General features: G+C 35.1%; 21 protein-coding genes. 16 read left to right on the top strand and 5 right to left on the bottom strand.

All coding sequences use genetic code 11. The features are described 5' to 3' along the window. The first annotated feature begins 83 nt into the window (after positions 1-83). From SLW70_RS04340 to SLW70_RS04330, 3 genes are all read left to right on the top strand, one after another. A complete protein-coding gene (locus tag SLW70_RS04340) occupies positions 84-980 on the top strand; it encodes an LD-carboxypeptidase (RefSeq protein ID WP_320891747.1) in 897 nt (298 codons plus the stop codon). A 129-nt stretch (positions 981-1,109) separates the two neighbouring features. After that, positions 1,110-1,469: a YraN family protein gene (locus tag SLW70_RS04335; protein ID WP_320890795.1), complete on the top strand. Its 360-nt coding sequence runs from the start codon at positions 1,110-1,112 to the stop codon at positions 1,467-1,469. Positions 1,470-1,587: 118 nt separating this feature from the next. Beyond that, positions 1,588-2,244: an aspartate kinase gene (locus SLW70_RS04330; protein WP_320890793.1), complete on the top strand. Its 657-nt coding sequence runs from the start codon at positions 1,588-1,590 to the stop codon at positions 2,242-2,244. A gap of 38 nt (positions 2,245-2,282) precedes the next feature. Here the strand turns inward: SLW70_RS04330 and SLW70_RS04325 are convergent, their stop codons facing one another. Further along, complete coding sequence (locus SLW70_RS04325; protein ID WP_320890791.1) at positions 2,283-3,311, bottom strand: LacI family DNA-binding transcriptional regulator; 1,029 nt, start codon at positions 3,309-3,311, stop codon at positions 2,283-2,285. Positions 3,312-3,467: 156 nt separating this feature from the next. Here SLW70_RS04325 and kduI point away from each other — a divergent pair, with 156 nt between their 5' ends. The 4 genes from kduI to pth all read left to right on the top strand — a co-directional run bounded on the left by kduI (position 3,468) and on the right by pth (position 8,085). Beyond that, positions 3,468-4,310, top strand: a complete 843-nt coding sequence (gene kduI, locus SLW70_RS04320; RefSeq protein ID WP_320890790.1) for a 5-dehydro-4-deoxy-D-glucuronate isomerase — start codon at positions 3,468-3,470, stop codon at positions 4,308-4,310. A gap of 22 nt (positions 4,311-4,332) precedes the next feature. Next, positions 4,333-5,130: a gluconate 5-dehydrogenase gene (locus tag SLW70_RS04315; protein WP_320890788.1), complete on the top strand. Its 798-nt coding sequence runs from the start codon at positions 4,333-4,335 to the stop codon at positions 5,128-5,130. A 12-nt stretch (positions 5,131-5,142) separates the two neighbouring features. Continuing rightward, complete coding sequence (locus SLW70_RS04310; RefSeq protein ID WP_320890787.1) at positions 5,143-6,327, top strand: DUF4861 family protein; 1,185 nt, start codon at positions 5,143-5,145, stop codon at positions 6,325-6,327. Positions 6,328-7,458: 1,131 nt separating this feature from the next. Further along, positions 7,459-8,085, top strand: a complete 627-nt coding sequence (pth, locus tag SLW70_RS04305) for an aminoacyl-tRNA hydrolase (protein WP_320890786.1) — start codon at positions 7,459-7,461, stop codon at positions 8,083-8,085. Positions 8,086-8,476: 391 nt separating this feature from the next. Here pth and SLW70_RS04300 read toward each other — a convergent pair whose 3' ends face one another. After that, entirely contained in the window at positions 8,477-9,193 is a 717-nt protein-coding gene (locus tag SLW70_RS04300; RefSeq protein WP_320890785.1) for a DsbA family oxidoreductase, read from the bottom strand. Between the two features lie 141 nt (positions 9,194-9,334). On the opposite strand from SLW70_RS04300, the gene SLW70_RS04295 reads away from it, so the two are divergent. The 8 genes from SLW70_RS04295 (at position 9,335) to SLW70_RS04260 (ending at position 18,570) form a co-directional block, all read left to right on the top strand. After that, positions 9,335-10,609, top strand: a complete 1,275-nt coding sequence (locus SLW70_RS04295) for a Y-family DNA polymerase (RefSeq protein ID WP_320890784.1) — start codon at positions 9,335-9,337, stop codon at positions 10,607-10,609. Next, positions 10,599-11,039, top strand: a complete 441-nt coding sequence (locus SLW70_RS04290) for a translesion error-prone DNA polymerase V autoproteolytic subunit (protein WP_320890783.1) — start codon at positions 10,599-10,601, stop codon at positions 11,037-11,039. The genes SLW70_RS04295 and SLW70_RS04290 overlap by 11 nt, the downstream gene beginning before the upstream one ends. Before the next feature lie 636 nt (positions 11,040-11,675). Next, the gene (locus tag SLW70_RS04285; protein WP_320890781.1) at positions 11,676-12,557 is read left to right on the top strand and encodes a hypothetical protein; all 882 of its coding nucleotides are present in this window, start codon (positions 11,676-11,678) and stop codon (positions 12,555-12,557) included. A 35-nt stretch (positions 12,558-12,592) separates the two neighbouring features. Then, complete coding sequence (locus tag SLW70_RS04280) at positions 12,593-13,642, top strand: substrate-binding domain-containing protein (protein WP_320890779.1); 1,050 nt, start codon at positions 12,593-12,595, stop codon at positions 13,640-13,642. A gap of 20 nt (positions 13,643-13,662) precedes the next feature. Continuing rightward, positions 13,663-15,180 (top strand): sugar ABC transporter ATP-binding protein, encoded by a 1,518-nt coding sequence (locus tag SLW70_RS04275; protein WP_320890778.1) that lies wholly within the window; start codon positions 13,663-13,665, stop codon positions 15,178-15,180. A 26-nt stretch (positions 15,181-15,206) separates the two neighbouring features. After that, positions 15,207-16,178, top strand: a complete 972-nt coding sequence (locus SLW70_RS04270; protein WP_320890777.1) for an ABC transporter permease — start codon at positions 15,207-15,209, stop codon at positions 16,176-16,178. A 5-nt stretch (positions 16,179-16,183) separates the two neighbouring features. After that, complete coding sequence (locus tag SLW70_RS04265) at positions 16,184-17,680, top strand: mannitol dehydrogenase family protein (protein WP_320890776.1); 1,497 nt, start codon at positions 16,184-16,186, stop codon at positions 17,678-17,680. Next, on the top strand, positions 17,680-18,570 hold the full coding sequence (locus SLW70_RS04260) for a carbohydrate kinase (RefSeq protein ID WP_320890775.1): 891 nt from the start codon (positions 17,680-17,682) through the stop codon (positions 18,568-18,570). Before SLW70_RS04265 ends, SLW70_RS04260 begins: the two co-directional genes overlap by 1 nt. 409 nt (positions 18,571-18,979) lie before the next feature. Here the strand turns inward: SLW70_RS04260 and gmk are convergent, their stop codons facing one another. From gmk to SLW70_RS04245, 3 genes are all read right to left on the bottom strand, one after another. Continuing rightward, the gene (gene gmk, locus SLW70_RS04255; RefSeq protein WP_320890774.1) at positions 18,980-19,552 is read right to left on the bottom strand and encodes a guanylate kinase; all 573 of its coding nucleotides are present in this window, start codon (positions 19,550-19,552) and stop codon (positions 18,980-18,982) included. Between the two features lie 134 nt (positions 19,553-19,686). Continuing rightward, positions 19,687-20,547, bottom strand: a complete 861-nt coding sequence (locus SLW70_RS04250; protein WP_320890773.1) for a YicC/YloC family endoribonuclease — start codon at positions 20,545-20,547, stop codon at positions 19,687-19,689. Between the two features lie 289 nt (positions 20,548-20,836). After that, positions 20,837-21,190, bottom strand: coding sequence for an arsenate reductase family protein (locus SLW70_RS04245; RefSeq protein WP_320890772.1), 354 nt, complete (start codon positions 21,188-21,190; stop codon positions 20,837-20,839). A 75-nt stretch (positions 21,191-21,265) separates the two neighbouring features. On the opposite strand from SLW70_RS04245, the gene SLW70_RS04240 reads away from it, so the two are divergent. After that, complete coding sequence (locus SLW70_RS04240) at positions 21,266-21,721, top strand: DinB family protein (RefSeq protein ID WP_320890771.1); 456 nt, start codon at positions 21,266-21,268, stop codon at positions 21,719-21,721. The last annotated feature ends 159 nt before the right edge of the window (positions 21,722-21,880 follow it).

Here is a 21,880-nt window from a genome sequence, read left to right as displayed (position 1 = left end):
GTCCTTTTAATACCTTAAATTGGCATCCTTGCCTATTTTTATTTTTTGCTTTTTTTAGTTTAAACTGCCAATCTCAAATTTCTATGATTACACCTGCTTATTTGCAAAAAGGAGACACTATCGCTATTGTTTCAACCGCTCGAAAAAATCCTGTAGATAACTTAAAACCTACTATCGATTTATTACACAGTTGGGGACTTGAAGTAGTAATTGGCAAAACGATAGGTCTTGAACAAAACCAATTGGCTGGAAGTGACGAAGAACGTGCCGCTGACTTTCAAGTTCAAATGGACAATCCGAATATCAAAGCCATTTGGTGTGTGCGTGGCGGTTATGGTACTGTTCGTATGATTGATATGTTAGACTTTACTAAATTCAAACAAAATCCGAAGTGGATTGTCGGATTTAGCGATGTAACGGTTTTACACAATCATTTGAATACAATGGGATACAAATCTATTCATGGTATTATGCCTATAAGTGTTCCAAAAGCTTCAAAAGAAGCCATAGAGAGCTTGCGAATTTCATTGTTTGGAGAGAAATTATGTTATCGCATCGCACCTCATGCCATGAATAAATTGGGCACAGCTACAGGTGAGCTTGTTGGTGGGAATTTATCGATTTTATACAGTTTGTTTGGTTCGCCATCAGCGATTGATTGTAAGGATAAAATTCTTTTTATCGAAGACTTAGACGAATACCTATACCATGTAGATCGTATGATGCTGAATCTAAAACGCAATGGTTGTTTGGAAAGCATCAAAGGGATACTTGTGGGTGCGATGAGCAGTATGAAAGACAATGACATTCCTTGGGGTAAAAATGCACTTGAAATAATTGAAGATGTAACCAAAGACTTCAACATCCCCATTGTTTACAATTTTCCAGCGGGTCATATACAAGATAATCGCGCTTTAATTTTAGGAAACACTATTACAATTGATGTAAATGCAACTAAAACCACTGTTGTCTTTGAATAATTTTTCTCCAAAGTCAATTCAGAAGCCTATAGATATATTTGTTTTTTAAACAAAACAGAAATAAATCCATTATTTTAAAAACCTAGTACAAATACTTATTTTTTGAATTTTTTCAGTTAAAAGTTACTAATGGCTGCACACAATGAATTAGGTAAATTAGGAGAAGAAATGGCGGTAAATTTTCTAAAAGAAAATGGATATACCGTTTTAGACCGAAATTGGCGGTTTCAAAAAGCCGAAATCGATATAGTTTGTCAGAAAAATGAAACCCTCGCAATTGTCGAAGTTAAGACTCGTTCATCGATAGAAATTGGTTTACCAATTGAAGCAGTCAATTCGAAGAAAATCCGACTACTTACAAGGGCTGTAGACGAATACGTATGCGCAAAAAATTTGGATTTGGAGGTTCGTTTTGATGTGATTTCAATCCACAAGGATAAGAATTCCTTTGTAATAGAACACCTTACAGATGCTTTTTTTCATTTTTAGACGATATTTTTACGTGTTATATTTGTAACAAATTGTTTTTTATTTATCTTTGCACCAGTTTTTAACAAAAAGCGCAGAGAAAAACTGCTGAATCTAAGTAAAAATACGTATATCAATTATGAAAACTGTATCGTCAATTGTAGAGAATTACATCAAGACAAAGCCTTTTTTATTGAATGCTTTATCGCTAGGGATTATTAATCTAACTTCATTGTCTAGAAATATCATGTCAGAATTAGAAAGTGAGTTCGGCAAAGAAGTAAAACAAGGGGCTGTAGTAATGTCTTTGAAGCGATTAACTGAGGAGTTGGATTTTAGACTCAATCATAAAATCAATAAAGTAATTAAAAATATTGGTGAGATTACTGTACGTTCTGCTTTGACTGATTATGCTTTTGCGATTTCAGAAACAGTTTTAAACAAACAAGCAGAGTTACTAGCAGACATCAATGCTTTTCCAGATGTTTTTTATACTTCGTCAAGAGGTGTGAACGAAATCAATATCGTGGTGAGTAATACTGTAAATACATTAGTAGATAAACATTTTACTAACGAAAAATTACTTCAAAAAATTGAAAATTTAGCTTCAATTACGGTTAAATTACCAAAAGAAAACATAGTGATTCCTGGAATCTATTATTTTATTTTCCAACGTTTGGCTTGGGAAGGAATTATCATCAACGAAGTAATCTCTACTTCAAATGAATTCACCATTTTAGTAAGTGAAGAGCAAGTAGATGTAGCGTTCAAGGTTATTAAGGATTTGAAAAACTAACAATCAACATAAACCTTTTTAAGGAAGCCATCAGATTTTTATCTGCTGGCTTTTTTTATGGACGAATTCCGAATAACAAGTTCTGGTTCTAAGATTTTAATTTGATTTGCTTTAATCGTCGATTTACTTTCGATTTGTTCAAAAAGTAGCGAAGATGCAATTTTCCCCATCTCAAAATCGGGTTGCTTGATGGTCGTCAACGAAGGTTCCATAACAGCCGAAATGGGTTCGTTACTAAATCCAACAAAAGCAATATCTTGTGGAATTTGGATTCCATTTTCTTTTAAATACTGCATAGCACTTATAGCTGCAGTATCATTTCCAGAAAATACAGCGTCTACCTTTGGGAGTTCTAATATTTTTTTGGCCAATACAATTCCGTCTTCTTGCATCAAATGCGATTCTAGAATGTACTCTTCTTGAATTGGAATTCCGTATTTTACCAAGGCGGCTTTATAACCGTTGGTTCTTTTGATGTATAATTCTAATTCCTTCGGTCCAGAAAAATGAACAATATTTCTACACCCTTGTTGAATAAGGTGCTCGGTTGCTTCAAAACTTATTTTGTAATCATCAATAATGATATTGGTACTGTGGGCTAAAGTACAAGGTCGGTCAAAAAAGAGTATCGGAAATCCTTGCTTTTGGTATTCTTTAAAATGATCATAACTGGTCGTCTCCATCGAAATCGAAATCAAAATTCCGTCCACTCTATTCGAAGATAAGGTTTCCATCAATTTTTTTTCGCGTTCAAAACTTTCTAAAGATTGGCAAATAATCACATCATACCCCGCATCAAAAGCAGTTTCCTCAATCCCAGCAATTACCGAAGAGAAAAAGTGTCTCGAAATACGAGGAACAATGACACCGATACTATGTGTTTTATTAGTACGTAATTTTGAAGCCAAGCTATTGCGTTGGTACCCCATCTCCTGTGCCTTTTTTGCAATTTTGTCTTTTGTTTTTTGAGAAACTCGTGGACTATTGTTAAGTGCTCTAGACACCGTTGAACTATCAATTCCTAACGCTTTAGAAATATCATGTATGGTTACATTATTGTTTTTCATGGTCATTTATTGCGTCCAAAGATAAGTATTAATTTGAAAAAATATTATTGCCCTGCAATTGGTTAGTTTCAAATATAGTGAATAAAAAACAAAATACAATCGATTGTATTTTGAAAAAATATTTTTATATTTACCAAAATTTAAAAACCACTAAGGATGAAAAATAAATATGAATCTCGATATGCGGCATCTCCAACAGAGGTAAAATCGTATGATACAGAAAAATTACGCTCTGAATTTTTAATCGAAAATGTAATGGAGGAGGATAAATTAAACTTAGTTTACTCCCATTATGATCGTTTTATAATAGGAGGAGTCGTTCCAGTAACTAAAAGTATTGAATTAGAAAGCATCGACCAATTGAAAGCAAGCTACTTCTTAGAAAGAAGAGAACTTGGAATCATCAATATTGGCGGAAAAGGAACAGTTACCGTTAATGGAGAAGCTTACGAATTGGATCATAAAGAAGCATTATACGTAGGTCAAGGAAATGAAAAAGTAGTTTTTTCTAGTGTTGATGGAGCAAGTCCAGCGATGTTTTACATCAACTCCACCCCAGCGCATAAAGCATATCCAATTAAGAAAATCGGTATTAACGATGTAGAGGTAGTAGAACTAGGAGCGCCTGAAACAGCAAATGCACGTACTTTAAGAAAATATATAGTAAATAGTGTGGTTGATGTTTGTCAATTGCAAATGGGAATGACTTCATTGAAGCCAGGAAGTGTTTGGAACACCATGCCAGCTCACGTGCACGATCGTAGAATGGAAGTGTATTTCTATTTTGAAATTCCAGAAAACCAAGCCGTTTGTCACTTCATGGGACAACCACAAGAAACACGTCATATTTGGATGAATAATAACCAAGCTGTAATTTCTCCACCATGGTCTATTCACTCGGGTTCAGGGACTAGTAACTACTCATTTATTTGGGGAATGGCGGGTGAAAACTTAGACTATGGAGATATGGATTTTTGTAAGATAACCGAATTAAGATAACTAAAAAAAAAAAGATACAACTATGTCAATTAATTTATTTGATTTAACAGGAAAAACAGCTCTTGTAACGGGAGCGGTTCACGGATTAGGAATGGCCATGGCCAAAGGTTTAGGTCAAGCAGGCGCAAAGATTGTAGTAAATGATCGCTCATCAAGAGAAACAGTAGATAAAGCAGTAGCAGAATACAAATCAGTTGGCATTGACGCTTACGGATACATATTTGATGTTACTGATGAAGCAGCAGTTATTGCTAATATTGCTAAAATTGAAGCCGAAGTAGGACCTATTGATATTTTGATTAACAATGCTGGAATTATCAAAAGAATCCCAATGGTTGATATGGAAGTAGCGGATTTCGAGGAAGTAATAAAAGTAGATTTAGTAAGTCCATTTATTGTTTCAAGAACTGTTGTCAAAGGAATGATTCAACGCGGTAATGGTGGTAAAATTATCAATATTTGCTCAATGATGAGTGAATTAGGTAGAGATTCTGTAAGTGCTTATGCTGCTGCAAAAGGAGGTTTGAAAATGTTAACCAAAAATATGGCTACAGAATGGGCTAGGTTTAATATTCAAACAAACGGAATAGGACCTGGTTATTTTGCAACCAGCCAAACAGCTCCCATTCGTGTAGATGGACATCCTTTTAATGATTTTATTATTGGAAGAACTCCAGCAGCTCGTTGGGGAGAACCTGAAGATTTACAAGGTGCTGCTATATTTTTGAGTTCAAAAGCGAGTGATTTCGTAAATGGACATATTTTATATGTAGATGGCGGAATTTTAGCAACCATCGGAAAACCTTCTAACGAAGCCTAATACTATTATACTATGACAACCATGACCTCATTAAAAACCATAGGCGGTCTTGTTTTCGCTTTTGCATTATTTTCGTTTGCTCCAAAAGAGAAAGTAATTCTGGTAAAAGTAAAGAACAACTTGAATAAAGTACGTTCTTATGAAACCGTTACACTAACCAAGTCTTTTTTGAAAGTAGATGATTTGAACCCGTTAGGCATTCGAGATAAAAAAACAGGAAAACTAGTGGTAACACAATTAGTTGATGTTGACGGAGACGGAACCATGGACGAATTGTTATTTCAACCAGTCGTATCAGCTAAAACTACGCAAGAGTTCGAGGTGATTTCTGTTACGGCTTCAGAGAGACCTCAAGCCCCAGACTATTGCTATTCTCGTTTTGTACCCGAACGTACTGATGATTATACTTGGGAAAACAACAAAGTTGCCTTTAGAGTATATGGTCCAGTAGCTCAAAAAATGATTGAGGACAAAATTAAAGGAGGAACTTTGTCTAGTGGTGTTGATGCTTGGTTAAAAAGAGTAGAGTATCCGATTATCAATAGATGGTACAAAAAAGCAACTGATAAAACAGGATCTTACCATGAAGACACTGGTGAAGGTTTAGATAATTTTCACGTGGGTGTCAGCAGAGGTGTGGGCGGAATTGCAGTTAAAGTAAAAGACCAGTATTACTATGGTAAAAACTACACAGCATGGAGAACCATCACAACAGGGCCTATTCGAACAAGTTTTTATTTGAAATACGAAGATTGGGATGCTAACGGTAATAAAATTGTAGAGTCAAAAGTCATTAGTTTGGACCTAGGAAGTCATTTTTCAAAATTCGAAACTTCATTAGAAGGAACTAAGAAAATTGAAGCAGGACTAACCCTTCATGAAAAAAAAGGAAAGGTTACAGGCAATAAGAAAAACGGATGGGTAAGCTATTACGAGCCTATAGGTGATTCTGAAATAGGAACTGCGATTGTAGCTTCAAAAAAATACTTCTGTAATTTTGAAACCTACGATACGCCAAAACCTGATTTGAGTAATGCCTACGCTACTTTGAAAGTTAAAAATAATAAGGTGGTTTATTATGCTGGTTTCGCTTGGAAAAAACAAGGCGACATCAAAAATGCTCAAGAATGGCAAGAATACTTGAACCAGTTTTCTGAAAACATCAATAATCCATTAGAAGTTTCGTTAGTGAAATAATACTCTTTTGAAAAACGATTTTTTTTACCACAAATTACACTGATTACCACAAATTATTACGAGTTTGAAAAATCAGTTTAGTTTGTGGTTTTTTATTTTTTATAAGCCCTAGGAATTTTGGAACATTGATTCAAGAAATCAGAGAAATTTAAAAAATCTTTGTGTCCTTTGTGAATCCTTAGTGCGCTTTGTGTTTAAGTTTTACGCCCAGCTTATATGCTCTTCAATCTCTTATATGGTTTAAAAAAACAGGAACACAGATTCAAGAAATCAGAGAAATTTAAAAAATCTTTGTGTCCTTTGTGAATCTTAGTGCGCTTTGTGTTTAAGTTTTGCGCCCAGCTTATATGCTCTTCAATCTCTTATATGGTTTAAAAAAACAGGAACACAGATTTGATAAATCAGAGAAATTTAAAAAATCTTTGTGTCCTTTGTGAATCTTAGTGCGCTTTGTGTTTAAGTTTTGCGCCCAGCTTATATGCTCTTCAATCTCTTATATGGTTTAAAAAAACAGGAACACAGATTCAAGAAATCAGAGAAATTTAAAAAATCTTTGTGTCCTTTGTGAATCCTTAGTGCGCTTTGTGTTTAAGTTTTACATCCAGCTTAAATGCTCTTCAATCTCTTATATGGTTTAAAAAAACAGGAACACAGATTTAATAAATCAGAGAAATTTAAAAAATCTTTGTGTCCTTTGTGAATCCTTAGTGCGCTTTGTGTTTAAGTTTTACATCCAGCTTAAATGCTCTTCAATCTCTTATATGGTTTAAAAAAACAGGAACACAGATTTAATAAATCAGAGAAATTTAAAAAATCTTTGTGTCCTTTGTGAATCCTTAGTGCGCTTCGTGTTTAAGTTTTGCATCCAGCTTATATGCCTTATAATGGTTTAAAAAAACAGGAACACAGATTTGATAAATCAGAGTAATTTTAAAAAATCTTTGTGTCCTTTGTGAATCCTTTGTGCGCTTTGCGTTTAAGTTTTCGTCCAGCTTATAAGTCTTATATGGTTTAAAAAATCTTTGTGTCCTTTGTGATTCCTTAGTGCGCTTCGTGTTTAAGTTTTACGTCTAGCTTATATGGCTTAAAAAAAAGTTGGTGTCCTTTGTGGTTAATCCTTACTTTTGCACCATGATACAATGGATACAGCAACTGTTTTCACCAACAAAAATCGAAGACCCAACCGATAGCATGAAAAAATATTTAATAGTAGGACTAGGTAATATAGGCGTTGAATATGTTAACACCCGCCACAATATAGGTTTTAAAGCACTAGATTTTTTTGCTAGAAAAGAATCCCTTTCGTTTGAAACTGTAAAACTAGGCGCCTTGGCCGAATACAAATTCAAAGGCAGAACTTTTTTACTTTTGAAACCCAACACCTATATGAATCTCAGCGGAAAAGCCGTGAAATATTGGCTAGACAAAGAGAATATCCCACTCGAGAACCTTTTTGTGATTACCGATGATTTGAATCTTTCTTTCGGTACCGTTCGCATCAAACCCAAAGGCAGCGACGGTGGTCACAACGGATTAAAGAATATCAATTTGGTATTGAATACTAACCAATACGCCCGTTTTCGTTTTGGTATCAGCGACCAATTCAAAAAAGGACAACAAGTGGATTATGTACTTGGAGAATGGGACGAGGAGGAAACCAGCAAACTTCCAGAACGTCTTGAACTCGCTGCCGAAGTCATCAAATCTTTCGGTACAGCTGGTCTCGAAAATACGATGAACGCCTTCAACGGAAAATAATAAACAAAAAAGAGAGCTCGGAAGAAACTCTCTTTTTTTATGCGCCTATTCCAGTTATCCGCTATAGCCCTCTGTCATCCGGTTTTTTTTTACTAGGTCAGTACAGGAGCTTCCTGCGGTCGCTCTGTACTTCCCGTAAAAAATAACCGCATTCCTTCGGGGCTGCCGCTACTACCTGGGGCGAAACGTACAGGGTAATTTTTATCTTCGGCGTATATCCGTTTAATTCTATTTAACTCTTTTAAGCGGTACTTTATATTCTAAAAAATCTGCTAAATCTGCAAAAATCTGCGTGAAAAATTGAGCACGCAGATTTGGCATATTTTCGTGGATAATAGTTTAAACTGTTTGTTAAAGTCCGTCCAGTTTCTTGAAATCTGTGGAATAATAATTAATTACAACCATCAATTCCACAGCTATCACCTTCCTCAGTATTCAATAAAGTCAATTTAGGCCCAAAATCACCTTCTTCCCAAACCTTTTCTAAAGTCTTTACAAAGGTCTCCACATGTTGTGCTCCTGAAACCGCATATTTATCATCAAACACAAAAAATGGTACACCCTGAATCCCTATCTGCTGTGCCATCATCATATCTTGTTTAACGGCATCTCCATAAGCATCAGAGTTCAAAACACCTTCTACTAGTTCTTTGTTCATGCCTACTTCTTGTCCTAAGGCGCTTAAGGTTGCCAAATCATCCACATTCTTTCCGTCAGTTAAATACGCTTTGAATAATAATTCTTTTAAGGCGTCTCCTAAACCGTGTTTTTTGGCCAAATGCAATAAGCGGTGTGCGTTGTACGAGTTCGCCAAAATCGCTTTGTCAAAATTGAAATCCAATCCCGAATTTTTAGCGTTTTGAGTCATATTATCGACCATTTCCTTAGCCCATTCGCGGTCTTTACGGTATTTTTCGGCAAGATGGTCGTAAATGTTATCATCTGCTGATGCTACAAAGTTGGCGTCTAATTGAAAACTTTTCCACTCGATATCGACCGCCTCTTGATGACCAAATTGTGCTAAAGCACCCTCAATCCTTCTTTTTCCTATATAACAATACGGACACATAATATCCGACCATATTTGAATTTTTAATTTGTTTTCCATTGCTGTTAAATATTTGTATATACAAATGTAAAGCGATTTATGGTAAAAATAATGCTGTTTAGGATTAATTTAGGATTTAGTGGTTGATAAATTTAGATGCGTTCGGAGGTATTCTACCGTTCGATTGCCTAATTTTGTATTATGTATGCACTAGTCGATTGTAACAACTTTTACGCCTCTTGTGAGCGGGTTTTTCGTCCTGAATTGAATGGAAAACCAGTGGTTATTCTGTCTAATAATGACGGCTGTGTCATAGCGCGCAGTAACGAAGCCAAAGAAGCAGGAGTTCCTATGGGTGCGCCAGCCTTCCAAATCAAAGACCTCATACGCGATAAAAAGATTCAGGTTTTTTCGTCCAATTACGCACTTTATGGAGACTTAAGCAATCGGGTAATGGCAATTTTAGGACAGTTCACCCCTAATCTTGAGATTTACAGTATCGACGAAGCTTTCCTGAATTTTGACGGTCTTGCTGTAGCGGACTTTCATAACTACGGCATTCAGATGAAACAGCGTATTCACAAATGGGTAGGCCTTCCTGTATGCATCGGTTTTGCCAATACTAAAGCATTGGCCAAAGTGGCGAATAAAATTGCAAAGAAATTTCAAGACCGCACTTCAGGGGTGCATATAATCGATTCGGATGAAAAACGCATCAAAGCCTTGAAATGGACCAAAATTGAAGACGTTTGGGGCATTGGTTACCAAACCATCAAAAAAGTCAAATTACGAAATATCCATACCGCTTATGATTTTATTCAGCCCCAACACGAGGCTTGGATTAAAAAAGAAATGGGCGTGATAGGTATGCGATTGAAATATGAACTGGAGGGGAATTCGGTATTGGATTTGGAACCCATTGTGGAACAGAAAAAAAGCATATCCGTGACCCGTAGCTTTCCCAAACAAATCGCTGATTTTGATTTGCTTCGCGAAAGAATAACCACCTTTGCCGTCGTTTGTGCCGAAAAATTACGCAAACAAAAATCTTGTTGCCATACCATTATTGTGATGTTAGTGATTGACAAACACCGCGTAGAAACCAATAAATATTATTTTAATGCAGCAGTCAATCTGCCCTTTGGAACACATTCTAGTTTGACTATTGCCAATGAAGCTGTTCGTTTATTAAAACAATTACACAAAGGAAATGAGCATTTGAAATTCAAAAAAGCGGGTGTTATCGTCAAGGGACTTACGGATGAAAACAAAAAGCAATTCCAACTTTTTGAAGACGAGAATCCTAAGCATCTCGCTTTGATGCAGGTTATGGACCGAATCAATCATAAGCTGGGAGCTACCAAAATCAAGTTGGCTTCCCAAAATTTAAAATTGACCTGGGACATGAATCAAAATCATTTATCACCCAAATACACTACTAATTATAAAGATATTCTAGAAATCAATGTCGGCTAAAAAAGAAAATAAACTCCTATTCTATAAACCAGATTACGAAAGTGATTTGCGCATCCCCTTTATTCCAGATGGCGTTTCGGCTGGTTTTCCTTCGCCTGCAGCCGATTTTATGGAAAACAACATTGACCTTAATAAAGAGTTAAGCGAAAATCCGCTGGCTACTTTTTATATCAAAGTCAAAGGCAACTCGATGATTGATGCTGGAATACACGATAAAGATGTGTTAGTGGTAGACAGAAGCTTGGAACCTCAAAATAACAAAATTGCCGTTTGCTTTATAGATGGTGAGTTTACCGTAAAGCGCATCAAACTGGAGAAAGACTGCTTGTTCCTCATGCCTGAGAACACTAATTATACCCCCATTAAAATAAACGAAGACAATCAATTAATCATTTGGGGCATTGTGACCTATGTGATTAAAAAAATGTAATACCTATAAAATAAGATCTACAGCCAACCAATCTATCGATAAGGTTTAACCTATTGCTATAATTATTTTTAAACACTTAGAAACATCTTTTTTTATCGTTTGGAATAAGATGTTAGACTTCAACTTAGCAAAATATAGCTATGTGACCCCAGACAAAAGCTCGAATTATCGAAACAATTGTGCACTATCGCACTTTTTCTATGATTATAGGTGTCTGATTTTTGTTTTTATGAAATACACCCAACGGCTAAGAATTGTTTTTTTTAGTAAAAGTTAAATTTAGATATCCCAAAAGCCAAAAATGATGGTTTTTGGGATTTTTTTGTGCAAATAGCAGCGTTCGCATCTGATTTTTTAGGCCTAAATACCGTTTTTTTGGATGTGGTTTTAAACTTCAGTATCAGTTTTTTCTCCTTTTACACTTATTAAACGTATTTTTTACGTAATTAGTTATTCTCCTAAAAGCCTTGAAATATATGGGATAATAGCAAAAAAAGAATTTTAATTTTGCATTAAACGTTTTTTTTAGACTTATTATTTTTATTTATGTCAAAAATAGTTCTATCTTTGTTTTAATAAAGCGTACAAAATACGTTTTATTAAAACGAACTAACAAACAACTAAGATTTATTAATTATGAAACATTTAACCAAAACCTCAGCAGTTTTAACAGGGATTAAACAGAGGCAAAAAACTATTGTACAACTACTTACTTTCGCATTGCTTTTTAGTGTAAATGGAATTCAGGCACAAAAAAACAAAAATGAGGTGTTCAAAAAAACAAAGGCAGTTGATGAAAATTATGAGGCATTTTCATTTGGATTGCGTTTAAAAAACATGCACTTATGGCATGGATTTGTTGTAACACCTGGTCCAATGGTAGCCACTAATTTAGAATTCAACAGTAGAGATAAAAAATTCACCTTTGGTTTATGGGGTGGTGCTGGATCAGCTTCTGATGTTACCAATAAAGCAGGGGACCAAGTAGGTGCACATTACAAAGAATTCTCCATCTATACAGCTTATCATTTTACAGACAAATTTTTCATAGAAGCAGTAACACACAATAACTATACTGGTGTTGAAGAGCGTGGTGATGTATTACATTATTGGAGTTACGACAAAACACAAGGATATAATTTCGTAGATTTAAACTTTGGTTACCAAGTTTCAAAAAGCACCTCTTTATATTTAGCAACGATTCTTGCAGGTGGTTCAGGAGATTATGAAGTACAATCAGATGGTTCATTTAAAGACTCTTACACTCATTACTTAGAAGTTAAAAGTAAAGTATGGAAGAAGAACCAAAGCTGTCTTTCCCTTTTTGCCGGAGGAGCATGGTCATTTGTAACAGATAAAACATTTTATACAGAAGGTAAGGGTAACTTCATTAATGTTGGAGCAGTCCTTTCTAAAAATGTAAAATTAGGAAACTATGTTTTACCAGTGGACGTAACAGCGATGTGGAATCCAGAAAAACAAAAAACAGTTCTTCAAGTTGACTTAAAATTATTATAAAATCAAAAATACATTAACAATCAAAACTAAAAAATATGAAAACATTACTGAAAAAATTGGTTAAGCCATTATTGATGTTGGCAATTATTACAAGCGCAACTAGCTGTATTGATAAAGATAAAAATACAAAAGAGGAAACTGAAGTTACCGAAAACACTGGAGGAAAATTTGAAAGTGAGAAGGACTTAAAAGGAATGAAAATTGGATATTGTACTCCTTCATTAGATGCACCTTACTACCAAGCGCTTTTGACAAGTATTAAAGAAACTACCGAAGCTAACGGAATGACATTTTTGTCTGCAGATGGCCAAGGAGATATCAACAAGCAAATTGCAGCTGTTGAAGATTTAATTACAAAAGGGGTTGATGCCTTATTATTAAATCCAAAAGATCCTGATGCATTAGTTGGAGTAACAAAATTGGCTGCAAAAGCTGGAATCCCGGTATTTATTATTGACAGTTCTATTGATCCTTCTGCTGAATATGTAACAACAATTCAGTCCAACAACTTGGCTAATGGAGAATTAGCTGGAGAGTGGGTAGCAAAGAAATTTGGAGCTAAGAAAATGAAAATTGCCTTATTAAGTGGTAATGCAGGAAATCCAGTAGGAAGAACTCGTAAGCAAGGACTTTTACAAGGTATTGCTGAAGAGCAATTAAGATCTTTAGGATATATCGACCTTAATGTAAAAACACAAATGTATACTGATTGGACCTATGCAGGCGGATTGAAAGCGATGGAAGATGTATTGGTAGCGCATCCAGATATTAATGTGGTATTGACAGAATCTGATGTTTGTGTATTGGGTGCTATTAAAGCAATCGCTCAAGCAGGAAAAACAAATGACATTTTGATTGTAGCAGGTGCTGATGGTCAAAAAGAAGCGATTAAATATATAATGGATACTAATTTTTACGGTTGTACAGCAATGAATAGTCCAGTTCAAATTGGAAAAAATTCGGTTGAATGTGCAATTCAATACATCAATGGTAAAAGAGATTTCCCAAAAACATCATATACCGCTCCTTTATTAATTACAAAAGAAAACGCTGCTCAGTATTACAATCCTAAAGCATTGTTTTAATAGTACAAAACTAAACTAGTATGGAAAATATGAAAAGTGAATACCGAGTTGAAATGACAGGAATAACCAAGAGTTTTGGTGTTGTTTCAGTACTTGAAGGGGTTAATTTAAAAATAAAGCATGGAGAAATCCATGCTTTACTCGGCGAGAATGGTGCAGGAAAATCTACATTAGTTAAAATCCTAAGTGGTGTACACCAAAAGGATAGTGGTACAGTCTTGCTAAATGGAGAAGAAATTAATCCAAAAAACACACACTATGGCCAAATGTTAGGAATTAGTGTGGTGTATCAAGAATTGTCCTTAGTAAATGACTTATCAGTTGCTGAAAATATTTATTTACACAAATTAGGAGCTAGTAAATTTTGGATGAACTGGAAACAAATCACAAAAGATGCTCAAGATTTAATTGATTCCTTAGGTTTTGAAATTGATGCTTCGGCAATGGTTAGAAATTTAAGTATTGTTCAAAAACAAGTAGTCGAAATAGCCAAAGCACTGTCAGAAGATACCAAAGTATTGATTTTGGATGAGCCTACTACAGTATTTGATCCAAATGATGCTCAGAAATTGTTTGACAACCTTCTAAGACTTAAAAAAGAAGGAATGTCTATCGTGTACATTTCACACCATTTGGATGAAATATTCAAAATAGCAGATACCATTACGGTACTTAAAGATGGTGTAGACACAGGAAGTATGGCTACCAAAGACATTGATAAAGACAATGTTATTAAGTTGATGATTGGGCGAGATTTAGAGGATTTATATCCTACACGTGAGCCAAATACGAGTGTCAATCCTGTATTTGAAGTTAAAAACCTTTACGGAAGTGATGGTTTTGTAAAAGATGTCTCTTTCTCTGTTCGTCCTGGTGAAGTACTTGGAATTGCAGGTTTAGGAGGAAGCGGAAGAACCGAAATGGCAAAACTTATTTTTGGTGCCGATAAAAAGAAATCGGGGACATTAATTCTAAACGGAAAAGAAATCACAACAAACACACCTGTTGATGCTGTGAAACACGAAATAGGATTTGTGTCTGAAGACAGAAAAGAAGAAGGTGTGTTTTTACCTCTTTCTATTAGAAAAAATATAAGTATAACCAGTTTTAGCCCTATTTCAAGCAAACTAGGTTTTATAAATAATCAAAAAGAATTTGATAACGTTCTTGGTTTAATCGGGAAACTGAATATTAAAACACCAAGTTGTGAAGTGGATGTCAAAAATTTATCTGGAGGAAATCAGCAAAAAGTAGCTTTAGCAAAATGGCTAAGTATTGATAGCAAACTGATTATTATTGACGAACCAACAAGAGGTGTGGATGTAGGTGCTAAAGTAGAGATTTACAACCTTATAAACGAAGTAGCTAAAAAAGGAGTTGGTGTTGTTGTTATTTCTTCAGATATGCCTGAAATTATGGGAATTGCAGACCGAATTCTAGTGATGCATAAGGGAACCATCTTTGGCGAATTGCCGAAAGAAAAATTCTCAGAAGAAAACATTTTAAGGTATTCGATTGGCGAAGCATTAAAACAATAAATAATAATTACTAAAATATCAAAACAATGAATTTATCTATAAAACAACAGTCTAGCGGTTCTGGTGGAATCCTAAATTTTTTAATCAAATACAATACGATTTTTATATTTGTTATGCTGGTTATTTTCTCAGCATTAATTTCTGATGTATTTTTTACAGAAACCAATCTTTCTAATTTACTAAAACAAGTATCCGGTATTGGAATTATTAGTATCGGAATGTTAATTGTAATTCTTACTGGCGGTATTGACCTTTCTGTAGGTTCTATGGTGGCTTTATTAGCCGTAACTTTTGCTCTTTTGATTAATACGGTCATATTACCTGTAGCGATATTAGCAACCATTATTTTAGGTTTTGCCTTGGGTAGTTTATCTGGCTACTTAGTTGCTTATCAAAAAATGGCACCTTTTATAGCCACCTTAGCCTTGATGACCGTAGCTAGAGGATTAGGATTTATTTATTCTAAAGGTTCTCCTGTAACATTTGATTCTCCAGGTGGAGAGTTCATGTCTGATTTTGCTAATAAATCAACTCTTGGGATTCCAAATATTGCCATCGTATTTTTCATAATCGTTGCAATGGCATCGGTAATGCTACGTTATAATGTCTTTGGACGTTTAGTTATCGCAATGGGAAGTAACGAAGAAGCTTCTCGTTTGTCTGGAATTAAAGTAAACAAATACAAGTTTTTGGTTTACGCTATCTCAGGCTCATTAGCCGCTATTGCCGCAGTGATTACTGCTTCAAGAACCAACTTAGGGTCTCCTAACATGGGAGTAGCTTGGGAATTAGATGCCATTGCAGCAGTTGTTATTGGTGGTGCTAGTTTAAATGGAGGAAAAGGAACAGCCATCAACACACTTATGGGAGTTCTTATCTTAGGACTAATTGGAAATATCTTAAACCTATTAAACGTACCTTCTTATCCACAACAAGTTGTCAAAGGTGGAATCATCATTCTAGCCGTATTATTTCAAAAATTCGAAGGAAAAAAATAAGCATCATGGAACATTATAAATTAAATAACAGAAATGTCTCAAACATTTCTGAAAGGGTTTCTACGCCCCAATATAATCGAGAAAATATAAAAACTGGAATAGTTCACGTAGGTGTTGGAGGTTTTCATAGAGCACACCAAGCCATGTATTTAGACCAATTATTACATGATGCATCCAATTCAAATTGGGGAATTTGCGGAGTCGCTTTGTTGCATTTTGACCAAAAAATTTACAACACTCTAAAGGACCAAGACGGTTTGTATACACTTGTTGTAAAAGAATTGGATGGCACTTTAACCAAAAGGGTAATAGGCTCAATTACAGAGTATTTATACGCTCCTGATAGTCCTAAAGCAGTTATTGAAAAAATGGCAAGTCCAGACGTTAAAATTATCACACTAACGATTACCGAAGGTGGATATAATTTGAACGAAGCCACAGGTGCTTTTAATCTAGACAATCCTCAAATTATACACGATAGTAAAAATGCAGCTGCACCAGTAACCATTTTTGGGTATTTGACACAAGCATTAAAACTACGTAAAGAAACAAATAGCGGACCAATTACCATCCTTTCTTGTGATAATATCGAAGGAAATGGAGATGTGGCTAAGAAAATGTTATTGTCGTATGTACAGTTTGCTGAGCCTGAATTATTAGATTGGATTAATGCTAATGTTTCGTTCCCAAACAGTATGGTGGATAGAATCACGCCAGCAACAGTTCCTTCAGACATTAGTCACTTAGCTGAAACTTCAGGAATTGAAGATCAATGGCCAGTGGTTTGTGAGTCATTTCAACAATGGGTAGTTGAAGATAACTTTATTGCCGGAAGACCTAATTTAGAATCGGTAGGAGTTCAGTTTGTAACGGATGTTGAGCCATTCGAAAAAATGAAACTAGGTTTGCTGAATGCTGGACATTCTGTAATTGGAATTTTAGGAGGTTTAATGGGGTATTCAACTATTGATGAAGCCATTAGTAACCCTGCAATTGCTACATTCTTATCTATTTATTTAGATAATGAAGTAACACCAATTCTTCATGGTCTTGACGGAATGGATTTGCCTAAATACAAAAAAACATTAATCGAAAGATTTAGTAATATTTATATCAAAGATCAAATTGATAGAATCTGTTCGGAAAGTTCGGCTAAAATCCCTAAATTTATTTTACCAACAGTTTATGAGCAGTTAAAATCAACAGGAACAATTAATTATGCGGCATTTGTTATCGCAGCTTGGGCTATTTATAGTTTAGGATTGAATGAAAAGAACGAAGCTATAAACATCAAAGATGCACAGCAAGACGTACTTTTTGAACAAGCTTTATTAGCTAAAAACAATCCAGAAGTATTTTTAGCGCAAGAAGCCGTTTTTGGTAATTTAAGTAAATCAGCTGTTTTTTGTGAAGCTTTTACAAAAGCCTACAAAGATATCATCGCTTTTGGTGTAGAGAAATGTATAGTGGAGATGAATAGCAACTTTTTAATTAAGAAATAATGATAAAAGCAACCTGTTTTGGAGAAGTTTTGTGGGATGTGTTTCCAACGCATAAAAAAATTGGGGGAGCACCCCTCAATGTTGCTGTGAGATTAGAGTCTATGAAAAATGAGGTCTCTATTATCAGTAAAATTGGAAACGATAAAAAGGGAAGGAAGTTAATTGATTTTTTGAAAGTTAACCATGTGGATACAACTGGAATCCAAATAGATTCTGAATTTAAAACAGGAAAAGTCAAAGTAGTCTTAGACGACAGTGGCTCTGCTTCTTATACCATTAATCACCCAAGAGCTTGGGACAAAATCGAATTAACCGAAACGGCTCAAAACCTAACCAAGGATGCTGATGCTTTCATCTACGGTAGTCTCGCTTCTAGAGATGAAGTATCAAGAAACACCTTGTATGAGCTATTGAAAATCGCGAAATATAAAATTTTTGATGTCAACTTGCGTAAGCCGCATTATACGGCCGAGGTGTTGTCACATTTAATGAATGAAGCCGATTTTATAAAGTTTAATGATGACGAAATCTACGAAATCGCAGACCTAATAGGACCTAGTTCGCCATCATTTGACCAAACCGTTTTGTTTATTGCAGAACAAACCAATACCAAATGCATTTGTGTAACCCGCGGAAGTCAAGGTGCTGTTTTATACTTTGATGGTACGTTTTATTACAATTCAGGATACCAAATCGTGGTAGTTGATACTGTAGGTGCTGGAGATTCATTCCTTGCAACTCTAATCAATAAAATCATGAAAAAAGCAGACCCTCAAGACGCCTTGGATTACGCCTGTGCCATTGGTGCTTTAGTCGCCAGTCACGAAGGTGCAAACCCAATTATTGAGGAAGAAGAAATAACTAATTTGATGGGGAAGTCGTTAACCTAAAAATCAATTTTGTTTGAATATAATTTACAATTAACTTGAACTACTTAAGAAACTTCATGATGCAAATCATGGAGTTTCTTATTTTAGGTAATGTGGTCAAAAATGTTGTATAAACTCAAAATCTGCATTAGGATTTTATTGATTTTTTCACGCAGACCTGTCTGCCGAAAGGGAGATTAGATAAATTTCCGCAGATTTTATTTTACAAAAACAATTAAAAAATCTGTGTAAATCCGTTTTGGCTGTGTTCTAATGCGCAATCTAGGTTAAAACAACCAAATAGTGACTAAAAAATAAAACCATTAAAAAATTAAGTTTCATTAAGCACTATGCTTAACTTTTCTTAATCTCCTAATGGTTCTAAAAACGTTTATGACTTATATGTTTAATCAAACATTAGCGACAAAGCTTATTCATTCACAAACTTATTCACTAAATCGTACGCTTCTTTCAACGCCACTTCCAGATCATAATTCTTGATAACAACATCAAATTGTGGAGCTGTAGCTAGTTCTACGTGTGCTTTGGCGATACGCATGTTGATTTTGTCTTCGCTTTCAGTAGAACGTTCTTTAAGTCTTCGTTTTAGTTCATCGACACTGGGTGGTTTTACAAAAACGGCTAGAGTTTCTTCAGGGAATTTGTGTTTGATGCGTAAACCTCCTGCCACATCGATATCAAAAATCACATTTTTGCCCAAAGCCCAAATACGTTCTACTTCACTCTTAAGCGTCCCATAGAAATTATCACGATAGACTTCTTCCCATTCTACGAAATCTTCGTTTTTGATGTGTTGTTTGAATTCTTCGAGAGAAATAAAGTAATAATCTTTTCCGCTTACTTCCTCGCCACGTGCTTCACGGGTAGCAGCCGAAATAGAAAATTCTAAATTCAAATCTTCTTGTTTTAATAAATGCCTTACTATAGTTGTTTTTCCTGAACCTGATGGCGCAGAGAATACGATTAATTTTCCTTTTTTCATTTTATGCTGAATTTATTTCAGTATCTTTTTTTTACCACTAATTACACCAATTAACTAGCCTACTCTTGTCTTTTTTGGCACAAATTAAAAACTATTTACCCATTTTTTAACTGTTACTAATATCCAAAAAAGTATTATAAAACGTTCAAAACCTGTTCTTTAATTTTTTCTAATTCGTCCTTCATTTGAACGACTAGTTTTTGCATTTGAGCATGATTAGACTTAGAGCCCATCGTGTTGATTTCACGTCCCATTTCTTGGGTGATGAATCCTAGTTTACGACCATTGGCTTCGCTTCCATTGATGGTTTCTAGAAAGTAGTCTAAATGATTTGTCAATCGCACTTTTTCCTCAGTGATGTCTAATTTCTCTAAATAGTAAATTAGTTCTTGTTCGAAACGATTTTCGTCCACATTGACTTCAAGTTCAGCAATGGCAGTTTGCAAACGCTCTTTGATAGCCGCCACACGTTCAGGATCTAACTCCAAAGCTTCGTTCATGTATTGACGGATATTAGCAATACGCAATTGGAATTCTTTTTCCAATGATGCTCCTTCGTCTCTACGGAAGTTTTTTATGTTTTGAACCGCCTCTTCAATTACGGCTTGGATTTGAATCCAATCGTTAGGGTCGATTTCTTCTCTTTCGATTTTCATGGTGTCTGGCATGCGCACCGCCATTTTCATCAATTCGGTTTCATCTGCGTCAGCGTATACTTCACGTAGTTGATTGATGTATGCTTTTACGATAGGCACATTGACTTTGTTTGAAGTTTGTTCTGCAGTGCTTTCGATAAAAATAGAAAAATCTACTTTTCCTCTTTCGAGTTTGGTGGCCAACTGGGTACGCAATCCCAATTCCATTTCGCGGTAAACTGAAGGCATGCGCACATTCAAATCTAAACCTTTGCTGTTTAATGATTTTACTTCGATGGTAACTTTCTTGGTTGGTAATTGCAAAGTGGCTTTACCAAAACCGGTCATTGATTGTATCATAAATTTTTATAAATGTGCTCAAAGATAAGGAAAAAGTTTTTTTGGTAATTAGAGGTGTTTTACATGATACAAACCTCATCATTTATCCTAAATACTTCTCGATACATTTTGATTTATCAAACATTCTCGTTAATTCAAATTTATTCAAATCAAAACACTCGAAGTGACGAACCTAAATGACTAAAACGTACATTTTGAAACGTCAGTTCGAGTGATTTTTAAGAGTTTGCGACAGCTTAACTCTTAAAAATTGTATCGAGAACCACGTCAACTGGATGAGAAAAACCTTTTAAGCCCCCAAAGCTTTCATCACTTTCAACATATTTTGCTGGCTGTTGCCAATGAAAACTTCGCCATTGATGATAAAAACGGGACGACTCAAGAAGGTGTAGTGCTCTAGAAGATATTTTTTATAATCGGCTTCGGTTAGATTTTTATCCTTTAAGCCTAGTGTTTTGTACAAAACGGCTTTTTTGCTAAAAAGAGCTTCATAACTTCCTGCTAGTTGGTACAACTCCTCTATTTCATGCTCTGTTAGCGGATTTTGTTTGATGTCGTGAAAGACTAAATCATTGTCTTTGGGTAATGTTTTGATGATTTTTCGGCAGGTATCGCAGCTGGCTAAATAGTATATTTTGTTCATGATAATAGATTTTCTTGTTGCAAAGTAACTTTATTTAAGGGGGAAATTGTTTATTTTTATCGAAAAATATAAAAAATGAAACCCAATTTTGAACTCTCTAGAACGCAACGAAAAATAGTTGGTTCTTTTTTAGAAAACTACAGTTTAGAACAACTTAATGTCATTCCAACAGGATTTACCAATAACTTATTTTGGAATATTGCTCATATCGTGGTGACCCAACAACTGCTAGTCTATAAATTATCTGGACTGCCAATGATTGTTTCAGACGAATTAGTCGAAAAATACAAAAAAGGAACTTCCGTTACCGCTCCTGCTACTGCCGAAGAGCTTGCAGAAGTTAAACGCTTATTAACCGAAACAATTGCGCAAACGGAAAAAGATTATGCCAACGGACTTTTTAAAAATTATTCGGACTACCCTACTTCTACTGGTTATGTGATTACAAGCGCTGAGGACGCTATTGACTTTAATAGTTTCCACGAAGGATTGCATATTGGGGTGATGATGAGTATCAGGAAGTTTGTTTAGAGAAAAATTGAATCTCAGTCGATACAAAAGCTATTCATTAAGGATAGCTTTTTTTATTTTAATTACCCATTAAACACTGTGAAATCATTTCTCCTCCCCTTTCCCCATGTTCCGTGATGAAAACATTGTGTTCTAACCAAGGAAAAGTCTCTTCAACTT

It is taken from the genome of Flavobacterium sp. NG2 (assembly GCF_034119845.1).
Lineage (GTDB): Bacteria > Bacteroidota > Bacteroidia > Flavobacteriales > Flavobacteriaceae > Flavobacterium.
This window is presented reverse-complemented; position numbering and strand designations above follow the sequence as displayed.

What these genes read in the sequence shown, in the direction of transcription:
- SLW70_RS04340 (WP_320891747.1), top strand. Translation starts at nt 84, where the DNA reads ATGATTACACCTGCTTATTTGCAAAAAGGAGACACTATCGCTATTGTT.
- SLW70_RS04250 (WP_320890773.1), bottom strand. Translation starts at nt 20,547, where the DNA reads ATGATACAATCAATGACCGGTTTTGGTAAAGCCACTTTGCAATTACCA.
- SLW70_RS04240 (WP_320890771.1), top strand. Translation starts at nt 21,266, where the DNA reads ATGAAACCCAATTTTGAACTCTCTAGAACGCAACGAAAAATAGTTGGT.
- SLW70_RS04330 (WP_320890793.1), top strand. Translation starts at nt 1,588, where the DNA reads ATGAAAACTGTATCGTCAATTGTAGAGAATTACATCAAGACAAAGCCT.
- SLW70_RS04295 (WP_320890784.1), top strand. Translation starts at nt 9,335, where the DNA reads ATGTATGCACTAGTCGATTGTAACAACTTTTACGCCTCTTGTGAGCGG.
- gmk (WP_320890774.1), bottom strand. Translation starts at nt 19,552, where the DNA reads ATGAAAAAAGGAAAATTAATCGTATTCTCTGCGCCATCAGGTTCAGGA.
- pth (WP_320890786.1), top strand. Translation starts at nt 7,459, where the DNA reads ATGATACAATGGATACAGCAACTGTTTTCACCAACAAAAATCGAAGAC.
- SLW70_RS04245 (WP_320890772.1), bottom strand. Translation starts at nt 21,190, where the DNA reads ATGAACAAAATATACTATTTAGCCAGCTGCGATACCTGCCGAAAAATC.
- SLW70_RS04310 (WP_320890787.1), top strand. Translation starts at nt 5,143, where the DNA reads ATGACAACCATGACCTCATTAAAAACCATAGGCGGTCTTGTTTTCGCT.
- SLW70_RS04300 (WP_320890785.1), bottom strand. Translation starts at nt 9,193, where the DNA reads ATGGAAAACAAATTAAAAATTCAAATATGGTCGGATATTATGTGTCCG.
- SLW70_RS04285 (WP_320890781.1), top strand. Translation starts at nt 11,676, where the DNA reads ATGAAACATTTAACCAAAACCTCAGCAGTTTTAACAGGGATTAAACAG.
- SLW70_RS04315 (WP_320890788.1), top strand. Translation starts at nt 4,333, where the DNA reads ATGTCAATTAATTTATTTGATTTAACAGGAAAAACAGCTCTTGTAACG.
- SLW70_RS04325 (WP_320890791.1), bottom strand. Translation starts at nt 3,311, where the DNA reads ATGAAAAACAATAATGTAACCATACATGATATTTCTAAAGCGTTAGGA.
- SLW70_RS04270 (WP_320890777.1), top strand. Translation starts at nt 15,207, where the DNA reads ATGAATTTATCTATAAAACAACAGTCTAGCGGTTCTGGTGGAATCCTA.
- SLW70_RS04265 (WP_320890776.1), top strand. Translation starts at nt 16,184, where the DNA reads ATGGAACATTATAAATTAAATAACAGAAATGTCTCAAACATTTCTGAA.
- kduI (WP_320890790.1), top strand. Translation starts at nt 3,468, where the DNA reads ATGAAAAATAAATATGAATCTCGATATGCGGCATCTCCAACAGAGGTA.
- SLW70_RS04280 (WP_320890779.1), top strand. Translation starts at nt 12,593, where the DNA reads ATGAAAACATTACTGAAAAAATTGGTTAAGCCATTATTGATGTTGGCA.
- SLW70_RS04275 (WP_320890778.1), top strand. Translation starts at nt 13,663, where the DNA reads ATGGAAAATATGAAAAGTGAATACCGAGTTGAAATGACAGGAATAACC.
- SLW70_RS04290 (WP_320890783.1), top strand. Translation starts at nt 10,599, where the DNA reads ATGTCGGCTAAAAAAGAAAATAAACTCCTATTCTATAAACCAGATTAC.
- SLW70_RS04260 (WP_320890775.1), top strand. Translation starts at nt 17,680, where the DNA reads ATGATAAAAGCAACCTGTTTTGGAGAAGTTTTGTGGGATGTGTTTCCA.
- SLW70_RS04335 (WP_320890795.1), top strand. Translation starts at nt 1,110, where the DNA reads ATGGCTGCACACAATGAATTAGGTAAATTAGGAGAAGAAATGGCGGTA.